The following is a 9224-nucleotide window of genomic DNA, read 5'->3' on the forward strand; positions in this document are numbered from 1 at the left end:
CATGGAGACACCGGCGGGGCCCGATCTGTGACATGTACGGCGGGGTGCCTCGCCTCCGGACAGCGATGTAAAGAAAATTAGACATCGGGTCTGCTTTGTTTTACATTGCCGGTATGGCAGCAGAAGAGAAGAGCGCGTGGATCATGCTGATGGTCTCGGTCGTCGCGTACACGGCGTACCTGGTCGTGGTCCTCGGGCGGGTGGGAGACGGCCCGCTGGCCGAGGTGTCGTACGCGGCGCCGCTGGTGTGGACCATCGGCGGAGCGATCGTGGCCGGGATCGTGCTGAACATCGCGGCCGGCGTCATCGCGCCCAAGGAGGCGCTCCGGAAGGACCAGCGCGATCGGGAGATCAACCAGTTCGGCGAGCACATCGGCCAGTCGTTCGCCGTCATCGGCGGCGTGACGGCGATGGGCCTGGCAGTGGCCGAGTTCGCCCACTTCTGGATCGCGAACGCGATCTACCTGGGGTTCGTCCTGTCGGCGATCCTCGGGTCGATCGCGAAGATCTTCGCCTATCGCAAGGGCTTCCACCCGTGGTGAAGCCGACCCAGGTGACGAACTCGATCCGCTCCCTCCGGTTCGCGCAGGGCGAGATGACCCAGGCGGAGCTGGCGGAGCGGGTCGGCGTGACCCGGCAGACCATCATCGCCATCGAGCAGGGCCGCTACTCGCCCTCCCTGGAGATGGCCTTCCAGATCGCCAGGGTGTTCGGCGTCCCTATCGACGACGTGTTCCAGTATCCGGACAGTCAGGAGGAGACACCATGAAGGCAATCATTCAACACAGGTACGGTTCGCCCGACGTACTGAGATTAGAGGACATCGACCGGCCGACTCCGGGGGACGACGACGTGCTCGTGGAGGTGTACGCGGCCGGCGTCGAGCAGGGCGTCGCCCACCTCATGACCGGCCTCCCGTACCTGCTGCGGCTGGGCTTCGGGCTCCGCGCGCCCCGACATCGCGTCCGGGGCCGCGAGCTCGCCGGGCGCGTCGAGGCGGTCGGGAAGAACGTGACCCGCTTCCGGCCGGGCGACGAGGTCTTCGGCATGGGCGAGGGCACCTTCGCGGCGTACGCCTGCGCCCGCGAGCGCAAGCTCGCCCGCAAGCCGGCGAACCTCACGTTCGAGCAGGCCGCGGCCGTCACCATCTCGGCGACCACCGCCCTCCTGGGGATCCACGACATCGGCCAGGTCAAGCCCGGGCAGCAGGTGCTCGTCACCGGCGCCGGAGGGGGCGTGGGGACGTTCGCGGTGCAGCTGGCCAAGGCGTCCGGCGCCGAGGTCACCGGGGTGTGCGGCACGGCGAAGACGGACCTGGTCCGGTCGATCGGCGCCGACCACGTCATCGACTACACGCGCGAGGACTTCACGAACGGCGGGCGCCGCTACGACGTCATCTTCGACCTGGCAGGCAACCGCCCGGTGGCCCGCCTGCGACGCTGCCTCACGCCCCACGGCACCCTCGTCCTCGGCGGCGGCGAGGACGGCGGGCGGTGGCTCGGTGGCATGGAACGTTCCCTCGGCGCGATCCTGCTGTCGCCGTTCGTCGGCCAGCGGCTCCGCTGGCTGCTGGCGGTGGAGCGAGCGGAGGATCTCGAACGGTTGAGGGAGCTCGCCGAGGCCGGCACGATCACGCCGGTCATCGGCGGGACGTATCCGCTGAGCGAAGCCCCCGACGCCCTGCGGCAACTGGCCGCCGGCCAGGCACGCGGAAAGCTGGTCATCACCGTGCGGGAGTGAGACGCCGGTCATGCCGCTCACCATGCCCGGCGCGAGGGCCGCTGCGCCGGGAGGAGGAGTCATAACGGGTGAGACGGAGTCGAAAGATCCAGTGCCTGGATGGTGGCCGTGTTGGCGTGTTCGATGGTGGCCGCCCGGTCGGCCATCACTGCGACTGCCGCGCTGGTTTCGCCGAGATTGGTCTGCACACGGTCGCATGCCTGGCTGAGCATCTGGTTGATCTGGTCCATGGCCATGCCGATGACACCGATCCCCCAGGGGGAGCGCACGCCGCCGGAGATGGCCTCCTTGAGCGTGTTGGCATGCTCACCGAGCAGATCAGCCGCTTCCTGGACGCGTAGCGCGGCCTGGGCCAACGATGTCTGATCGACCAGAACCTCGTCCACCGTTCACACCCCACGACTGCTGGGCGATGATCGAACTCGCCGATTTTTACCACATGTACGCGGGGTTTCGGTGTCTCGAACGGCCAGAGGTTCCCGCGTAGATCGAAGGGAAGGACGCGCTCGCTGCGGGCGACTCCAGCGACCGGCTCCCATCCGTGTTCCGTAGCCCCGGTTCACCGCATGCCAGCGAGTCGTTCGAGTTCGGCCAGCCCGGAGGCTCGTCGCTCCACGGCATCGGCTGGGATCTTCCCGGCTGCCGGATCCTCCGGCATACCGATCCAGTAACGCAAGGCGCACATGGGGCTGTACCCGTCGCATCGAGCCTGCCGGAGGCGGGATTTCCACATCAGATACGCGGCCGGTCCCGCCTCGCCGGCTTCGCTTGTGGAGTAGTAGCCGGCCGCGTCATCGGAGACGGCCGCCCACAGATATCCGATGACGATGTCACCACTGGCCTCCCTCACGACCGGCAAATAGCAGACGGCTTCTTCGGTGGTGAACGGGTACTCCAACGATGCGCTGTCGCGGGAAGGCGCGTCCATCGGTGGGGACGCCGGCCACTCCATGATTTCCCGGGGATCGGCCAAGCCCGGATTCGCCATCTCGGTGAGGGCCTCGTAGGACGTGGCGAAACGATCCGCAGCGTCCTCGGCGATCCCGCCGGAAAGGGGGTCTTCAGGTGTGCCCACCCAGCGGTGTAGCGCCTCCATAGGTGACCGGCCCGCCTTGCTCTCCTCGCCCATGCGCGTGGCCCAGATCACCGCCGCGTCGAAACTGTCGCCTGCCGCGCCAAGCCGGCGTTCGTAGTGGGCGCTCCCCCCGCTTTCCTCGGTGGCGGGAGCCCACAGGTAGCCGATCTCTTCCCCGCGCAGCGTCACGGGGACGTACCGGATGGGTGTGCGGTGCGGCGGTGTGGGTGATGATCGCGCCATGGGAAACTCCTGCTCTCCGGCTGTCCCGCTCATGATGCCGATCGAGGGAGAACCCGCGCATAGAGGTGGACCATGCCGTCGCCTTTAAGGACCGCATCGGTGAAGACGTATTCTGCTCGCGGAGGAAGTACGAGCTCGCGCTGCTCTGGATGGATGCTACGTCGGCCCAACCATAAGCATGGATACTTCTGGGGAATGTCGAGGTGCACTAGGTAACGTATGGGATGTGGCGTGGTGGGAACGACCGTGGTCCCCAGCGAGGTGGAGGTGAACGCCTCGTCAACGTGTCTCACACCGATGAGGGAGCGGGGATCCACACCGTCATATCCCTTGATGTAGTCAATTGAGTTGAGCGCGCGCAACGCCTCTAGCCGTTCGGGAAGCGGGAACCTCACTGCGCCCCGCAGATGTGCGATCTCGTCACTGACATCCTTAAGACTCGGGACGACCCCGTTGAACATGTTTATCAATACTCGGCGATCCCGGGGGATGCTGAGCATGCGGTCCAGTTCGGCCTGGGGATCGGGAACTCGTAAGAGGTAGTTGAACGGACGACCGTCGCGCGAATAGTTTTCCGCAGCGAGTCGCTCTCGTCGGGAGAGCTCGGTGAAATGGTGACCAAGGAATCTTTCGCCATAGGCCTCGCCCTCGGCATCGCTGCCGAAGCGGCGGAGTCGGCCGTCGAGTCCGTCGCCGTGGCGTCGACTGATCGGCAGGAGGGGCGCACGAGCGTCGAGTATTCGGCGAAGGCGCGTTCCGACGCCTCCGGCCAGCCTTTCCCGGAAGGCTTCTTCGAGCTTTCGGCGAAAGGTGGATGCGGACCGCTGGGCGAACATCCGCCAGACCGAGGTGGCGGTCCGCGCGTGCAATGCGGCCATGCCGCCGCTGATGACGGCGGCGGCCGCCGCCCACACAAGGACAGCGGCCAGGCAGAAGGCGGCGAAGATGAGGATCAACTTGATGGCCACGACGAGTACGGCGGCCAAGTCGTGGCCGTCGGCCAGGGCGCGCAGGCTGATGGTGAGGCTGGTCAGGTGCGGGGAGTCATCGACTTTGTCGTTGGGGTGGTATTCGGCCCAGTAGGCGAGGAGTGTGTTGATGTCGTCCCCGGCGTTGTTGGTCATCACTTCGTTGATGCCGGCGTTCGCGGTGGGGATGACGACGGTGGCGAGTGCGGTGGCGCAGGTCCGGTAGGCGGTGGCGCATTCGCGTAGTTTGTCCTCGTCCTCGGTGGGCCATGGCACGCCGAGCAACTGGAACGCGATCTCCAGTTCGGGTGGGAGCATCAATGCCATGAGGCTGCCCCTGAGCCGCTACTGGTGACCCCTGCGCGTCGCCTCACGCCCGCGCGCGGGGACGGGGAGCTCATATCGGGTGGGACGGAGCCAAGGGCGTCAGGACCTGGATGGCGTTGGCGTTGGCATGAGATCTGAGCAGATCAGCCGCTTCCCGCTTGTGCCGCACTGTCAAGGTCAACGATGCCTGGTCGACCAGGATCCCGTCGTTCATTGTCCCCCAGAGCAGGGCTGGTCATGATCAAGGTTGTAGATTTCTACCATATGTACGCCGGTCATGGCACGACGGCGAGCATTCGGCCGGGAACCCTTCATCTGCACGCCATGCGGCTTCGCTGAGCACGCCGACGTCAACGCGGCTCGCAACATCGCCTCACGCGGCGTCGCGGGCCGGTCAGTGAGTCGCGCTGCCTGACGCGTACCAGACCGTCGACATCATCGACGCCAGGAGCCCGCAAAGCTCGGTCGTCAAAGGTTGGAAAGTCGACGGACCCGGGCGGGTGCCTACAGCCAGCTGGCCCGGACGCTGTCCGCCTCGTCGGTGGGCGCCTGGCCGAGCTCTCCCTTGCGCACCCTGGTGAGCAGGCGTTCGACGCTGTCGAGGATCTCGGGGGCGGAGGCGCGCAGCTCGGCCACGTCCGCGGCGATCACGTCGTCGCGCTCGATGCCGGCCCGCTCCAGCACGCCGTCCAGGTCGGTCAGCCGCGCGGCCAGCCAGCCAAGCGGGTCGCCGGACAGTTCCCTCTCGAACACGCGGGAGCCCGGCTCCCAGCCGGTGAACGTGGGGTGGTGGTGGGTGCGGTCGAAGCTGCCGGGCTGCCCGGCGACCGACTCCAGCAGGTCGACGCGCCAGACGGGCTGGTCGACCTCGATGGGGCGGGCCGAGTAGATGGATCCCTTCAGTTGCCCCTGGCGGAGCATGCGCACTTCGAGACGTACGCCGCGTTCGGGTCCCTCCTGGCCTTTGTCCGGCTCGGGGTCCACGAAGTAGAGGTCGCTGACGACCACGCCGATGCGCTCGAAGCCGAAGACGTAAAGCACAACAAACACTCCTATTTCTGATGTCCTTCTCGCAGTATGAACACCCCGGAGATCGGCTTCAATCCGCGCCCGGAGACAGCGGCCGTCAGTCCACGAACTCCATCAGGGCCCGATTGACCTGTTCGGGATGGGTCCAGCCGATGTTGTGCGGGCCGCCCTCGACGACCTCGAACCGCAGGTTCCTGACGAACTCGCCCAGCCGCCTGCCCGTGGACTCGATCGGCAGGATGCGGTCCTCGTCGCCCTGGACCACCAGCAGCGGCACGTCGAATCTGGCCAGATCCGCGCGGAAGTCCGTGCCCCACGTCGGGACGCAGTCGTAGGTGGCCTTGGCCGACGCCGCCGCGGCCACGTTCCAGCTCGCCTGCCACGCCTCCGCGCTGATCCGCTCGCCGCCGAGGACGTCCACGTTGTAGAAGTCGTCGAGGAACGTCTTCAGGTAGGCGAACCGGTCGTCGGCGATGGACTTCTGGATGCCGGTCAGCACGCCCGGGTCGATGCCGCCGTGCTCGTCGACCAGGTACGGCTGCAGCGGCGCGAGCAGCACCGCCTTGCGGACCCGGGCGGAGCCGTACATGCCGAGGTAGCGGGTGACCTCGCCGGTGCCCATGGAGAAGCCGACCAGGACGACCTCGCGCAGGTCGAGCCGCTCCATCAGGATGTTGAGGTCGGCGGCGAAGGTGTCGTAGTCGTAGCCCGTGGCCGGCCGGCTGGAGCGGCCGAAGCCGCGCCGGTCGTAGGCGACGACGCGGTGACCGGCCTCCAGCAGGACGGGCACCTGCTTCTCCCACGAGTGGCAGTCCAGCGGGAAGCCGTGGATCAGCACGACGGGCGTGCCGCTGCCGTGGTCCTCGTAGTAGATCTCGATGGGGCCGGAGTTCTCCTGACCGGTCGTGATGTAAGGCATGTGGTGTCTCCCCCGAAGTGACGCTCAAACCGCATGAATGCCCGTTGACGAGGATGAACACGCCTCCGCCGGCCGAACGCCTCAGAGATGGCGGACCACTCTGGCCGGGACGCCCACGAGCTCTGCCGGGAGGTCGCAGATGTCCGTTGTGCCGTCCACCGGGAGCGGCGGCCTGGAGACCGCGCTCGCCGAGCTCCCTCTGGTCGACCACCACGTGCACGGAGCCTCGCCGACGACCATGATCGGCGCGGGCAACGCCCTGCGCGTCTACGGCCTGGAGGAGGACCCTGGCCGACAGGTTCGATGACCTGCTTAAAGGGGACATCCGGGATGCCGACCGGATCCGTATCGCAGGCAGGGGGCAGCGCCATGGACGCCATGATCAAGGAGACGCACGCCGCCCTGGTGTTCCTGCTCGGCGAGCACGCGTACAAGATGAAGAAGCCGGTGAACCTCGGTTTCCTCGACTTCTCGACCGTACGGGCCCGAGAGGCGGCGTGCCGGCGGGAGGTCGAGCTCAACCGCAGGCTGTCGCCCGACGTCTACGAAGGCGTGGCCGACGTGCTCGGCCCCGACGGACAGGTCTGTGAGCATCTGGTGGTCATGCGCCAGATGCCCGGAGAGCGGCGGCTGGCCACGCTCGTACGGTCGGGCGCGCAGGTGGAGGAGCAGCTGCGCGGGGTCGCGCGCCAGCTCGCCGGGCTGCACGCCAACTCCCGGCACGGCCCCGACATCGATCGCGAGGGCGGCCGGCAGGCCCTGCGCGGACGATGGACCGAGAGCTTCGCGCAGGTGCGCGGCCTGCCCGGCGCCACGATCCCGCCCGGCATGCTCGACGAGATCGAACGGCTCACGCTCCGCTTCCTGGACGGCCGCGACCCCCTCTTCGCGGCCCGCGTCGCCGCCAAGCGCGTCGTCGACGGCCACGGCGACCTGATGGCCGAGGACATCTTCTGCCTGGAGGACGGCCCCCGGATCCTCGACTGCCTGGAGTTCGACGAACGCCTGCGCTTCGTCGACGGGCTCGACGACGCGGCCTTCCTGGCCATGGACCTCGAACGGCTGGGCGCGCCCCGGCTGTCCGAGGAGTTCCTCCGCCGCTACGTCGAGTTCTCCGGCGACCCCGCGCCGCCCACGCTGTGGCACCACTACGTCGCCTACCGCGCGTTCGTCCGGGCCAAGGTCGCCTGCCTGCGCCACTGGCAGGGCGACGTCGACGCGGGCTGGGAGGCGCGGCGGCTGGCCGAGCTGACCCTGGGCCACCTGCGCGCCGGCGAGGTCGCCATGATCGTCGTCGGCGGCTCGCCCGGCACCGGCAAGTCGACCCTGAGCGGCGGCATCGCCGACCGGTTCGGCTACACCGTGCTGCGCAGCGACCGCATCCGCAAGGAGCTGGCCGGGCTCGACCCCCTCGACTCCGCGAGTGCGCCGTACCAGCAGGGGATCTACGACCAGGCGCACACCGAACGCACCTACACCGAGGTGCTGTCGCGCGCCGAGAAGCTGCTCGGCCTGGGCGAGCCGGTCGTCCTCGACGCGTCATGGACCGGCGAGCGGCACCGGGACCAGGCCGCGCGGGTGGCCGCCCGTACGTCGAGCACCCTGGTCATGTTGCGGTGCACGGTCATGCCGCAGATCGCCGCCGAACGCCTCGCCACGCGCGGGCTCGGCCTCGCCGACGCCGACGAGGCCATCGGCGCCGTCATGGCGGCGACCGCGGCGCCCTGGCCGGACGCCGTCGAGATCGACACCGGGGTCGCGCCGGAGCAGGCGCTCGAACGTGCTCTGGCGGCCGTCCAACCGGCCAAGGGCGAGCTGTCCTGGAGGTTCCGGCGCCCGCAGATCGAGCCCGGCTGACCTCCGTCGCCGTCCCTGGGGGCGCCGCCACACCGCGCGCCGGCGCTGGGGGCGCCGCCACCACCCAGCGCCGGTCCTGGGGGCGCTGCTACACCTCGCGCCGGCGCTGCCAGTGCTGGTTGTACCGGCTCCAGGCCGTCTCCCACTCGGCCAGGCGGCGCCGGTCGAGCACCCGCCGGTAGACGGCGAACGCGCCCCAGCACAGCAGCGCGGTCACCAGCACCACCGACCCGCTCGTCGTGACCGCCTGGATCCGGAGCTGCGTCTCGCTCAGAGGCGGAGACGTGGGAGTCCCGCCGCTGTCCAGCCACACCGGAACAGTGGCTCCGGCCCTGGTCAGGGCCGGAGCCGGCACCAGCCCTGTCCGCATCTCACCCGTCCGGGGCGTCCACCGCGCCTTCACCCGAACCTCGGGCGCGGTGCCGTCCCACGCCGACCGGCGGCCGGCCGGCGCGTCCTCCAGCAGGGTCGCCTGCACCTGTCGGATCGTGCCGGCCTCGCGCGCGTTCATCTCGTACGAGTGCCGCCCCGCCAGCACCGCCGGCCAGAGGCTGACCAGCACCAGCAGCACCGCCACCACGCCTCCGCCCGTCTCCAGCCGGTCGGCGCGGCGGCGCAGCGGATTGCCGTCCAACCGGTGCCTGCGCACGCGGGACTTCACGGAACACATCACGGAGCGGATCGCGGCCTTCATCTCGCACCTCCCTCGCCAGGCTCCCCTTTCTCCCGCGAGCCGGGCCAGAGTCGTAAGCCCCGCCCGATCAGGGACCTTCGGCCGGCCCGTGCCAAGACCCGGCAAGGTCCAAAGTCCCTGTGGGGCAGGCCCTACGGCACTGCACCGGAGCCGCCGGACACGGTGTGATCGTGGTGTGAGAAAGACGCTGACCCAGCACTGAAAGGGGGCCGTCATGGCCACCACGATTCACAAGCCCGTCATGGCAGCCGACACCGGCACCACGGCGCGCCGCCCCGCCGACTACGTCTGGGCCATCACCCGGATCTCGCTCGGCTGGATCTTCCTGTGGGCGTTCCTCGACAAGACCTTCGGCTGGGGATTCGCCACTCC

Annotated in this window: 12 protein-coding genes; 6 read left to right on the forward strand and 6 right to left on the reverse strand. The window is 68.7% G+C overall.

The annotated features are described in order from the left end of the window. Window positions 1-113: 113 nt before the first annotated feature. Genes AC5L3X_RS28570 through AC5L3X_RS28580 form a run of 3 tightly spaced genes read left to right on the forward strand, consistent with a single transcriptional unit; the run spans window position 114 to window position 1740 of the window. Window positions 114-542, forward strand: coding sequence for a hypothetical protein (locus AC5L3X_RS28570; protein ID WP_189128637.1), 429 nt, complete (start codon window positions 114-116; stop codon window positions 540-542). Beyond that, window positions 536-769, forward strand: coding sequence for a helix-turn-helix transcriptional regulator (locus tag AC5L3X_RS28575; RefSeq protein WP_494860987.1), 234 nt, complete (start codon window positions 536-538; stop codon window positions 767-769). Before AC5L3X_RS28570 ends, AC5L3X_RS28575 begins: the two co-directional genes overlap by 7 nt. Further along, entirely contained in the window at window positions 766-1740 is a 975-nt protein-coding gene (locus tag AC5L3X_RS28580; protein WP_494860989.1) for an NAD(P)-dependent alcohol dehydrogenase, read from the forward strand. Before AC5L3X_RS28575 ends, AC5L3X_RS28580 begins: the two co-directional genes overlap by 4 nt. Before the next feature lie 59 nt (window positions 1741-1799). Here AC5L3X_RS28580 and AC5L3X_RS28585 read toward each other — a convergent pair whose 3' ends face one another. From AC5L3X_RS28585 to AC5L3X_RS28595, 3 genes are all read right to left on the reverse strand, one after another. Beyond that, window positions 1800-2126, reverse strand: a complete 327-nt coding sequence (locus tag AC5L3X_RS28585; RefSeq protein WP_494860991.1) for a hypothetical protein — start codon at window positions 2124-2126, stop codon at window positions 1800-1802. Between the two features lie 173 nt (window positions 2127-2299). Then, a complete protein-coding gene (locus AC5L3X_RS28590) occupies window positions 2300-3004 on the reverse strand; it encodes a hypothetical protein (protein WP_494860993.1) in 705 nt (234 codons plus the stop codon). 83 nt (window positions 3005-3087) lie between these two features. After that, window positions 3088-4353 (reverse strand): WXG100-like domain-containing protein, encoded by a 1266-nt coding sequence (locus AC5L3X_RS28595; protein ID WP_494860995.1) that lies wholly within the window; start codon window positions 4351-4353, stop codon window positions 3088-3090. Window positions 4354-4630: 277 nt separating this feature from the next. Between AC5L3X_RS28595 and AC5L3X_RS28600 the strand changes: the two genes are divergently transcribed. Continuing rightward, window positions 4631-4768, forward strand: a complete 138-nt coding sequence (locus AC5L3X_RS28600) for a zinc ribbon domain-containing protein (RefSeq protein WP_494860996.1) — start codon at window positions 4631-4633, stop codon at window positions 4766-4768. 89 nt (window positions 4769-4857) lie between these two features. Here the strand turns inward: AC5L3X_RS28600 and AC5L3X_RS28605 are convergent, their stop codons facing one another. Both AC5L3X_RS28605 and AC5L3X_RS28610 read right to left on the reverse strand, forming a co-directional pair. Beyond that, window positions 4858-5394: a hypothetical protein gene (locus tag AC5L3X_RS28605; RefSeq protein WP_494860998.1), complete on the reverse strand. Its 537-nt coding sequence runs from the start codon at window positions 5392-5394 to the stop codon at window positions 4858-4860. 85 nt (window positions 5395-5479) lie between these two features. Then, entirely contained in the window at window positions 5480-6301 is an 822-nt protein-coding gene (locus AC5L3X_RS28610; protein WP_189128644.1) for an alpha/beta fold hydrolase, read from the reverse strand. 139 nt (window positions 6302-6440) lie between these two features. Between AC5L3X_RS28610 and AC5L3X_RS28615 the strand changes: the two genes are divergently transcribed. Then, entirely contained in the window at window positions 6441-6608 is a 168-nt protein-coding gene (locus AC5L3X_RS28615) for a hypothetical protein (RefSeq protein WP_494861000.1), read from the forward strand. A gap of 62 nt (window positions 6609-6670) precedes the next feature. Continuing rightward, entirely contained in the window at window positions 6671-8158 is a 1488-nt protein-coding gene (locus AC5L3X_RS28620) for a bifunctional aminoglycoside phosphotransferase/ATP-binding protein (RefSeq protein WP_494861002.1), read from the forward strand. Window positions 8159-8246: 88 nt separating this feature from the next. Here AC5L3X_RS28620 and AC5L3X_RS28625 read toward each other — a convergent pair whose 3' ends face one another. After that, entirely contained in the window at window positions 8247-8852 is a 606-nt protein-coding gene (locus AC5L3X_RS28625; protein ID WP_494861004.1) for an Rv1733c family protein, read from the reverse strand. Window positions 8853-9224: the final 372 nt, after the last annotated feature.

It is taken from the genome of Nonomuraea sp. CX421, from assembly GCF_059358955.1.